Annotated in this window: 1 protein-coding gene; it reads right to left on the reverse strand. The window is 36.9% G+C overall.

Annotated features, from left to right (window positions below; translation table 11 throughout):
- Window positions 1-709: DUF7380 domain-containing protein (locus M975_RS21925; protein WP_157093427.1), on the reverse strand; the 709-nt coding region annotated here is incomplete at its 3' end.
- Window positions 710-729 lie beyond the last annotated feature (20 nt).

The raw sequence follows: 729 nt of genomic DNA on the forward strand, positions 1-729 counted from the left end.
CTAAACAGTGCCTGCGACCTTCAGTGTTTTTATTTTTCAGATGACATTGTGCTGCAAGTGCCCACACTTTCTTCCGAGCTTCTGGATAATCATTTATACTTCCCCTGTTAACAAGATTTTCTGAATCATCAGCTACTTCTTGCCATGTTTTTATTTTATAACCTATAGCTAACTCTCCAATCCTAGAAAATGCTACATATATACATTTTTGATAAGAGAAGATATAAAATTGTTCAAAAGCTTTTGCTAGATAACTTGGAATATGGTCGCGCTTACCCATCGTCCCATTTATGCACAAGGCTCTCTGTAATAAATTCATCAACTCAAATAACTTTGTGAAATTATCGGTATCGCATTTTTTGCTTATATGCTCAAGGACTATATTAGAATATGCTTTGACCGCTTCGATGCCACACTTGTATTCTTTACGGTCATTTGACCATACGATATCTGCAATTCGGCCTTTCAATGCCAAGTTATTAATAAAATTAACAATATCTGAAAGCAGTGAGTTATAATCACTTTTTATATCTTGAGGCGTGAGCATTTTATTTTCTGCATCTTGCCATCTTGGATGCCAAGTATCGGCCGGATCGTCAGATGACATTCGCATTGAACATAGCGTCGCTAAGAGTTTATATGCTCTGTGAGCAGAGTGGTCATCGCGGTTTAAAGCTGTAGATGCTAATTTGCTTAGTTCAAGCCACATATTTAAACCACACAGTTCTT

The sequence above is a fragment of the Buttiauxella brennerae ATCC 51605 genome, from assembly GCF_001654925.1.
Lineage (GTDB): Bacteria > Pseudomonadota > Gammaproteobacteria > Enterobacterales > Enterobacteriaceae > Buttiauxella > Buttiauxella brennerae.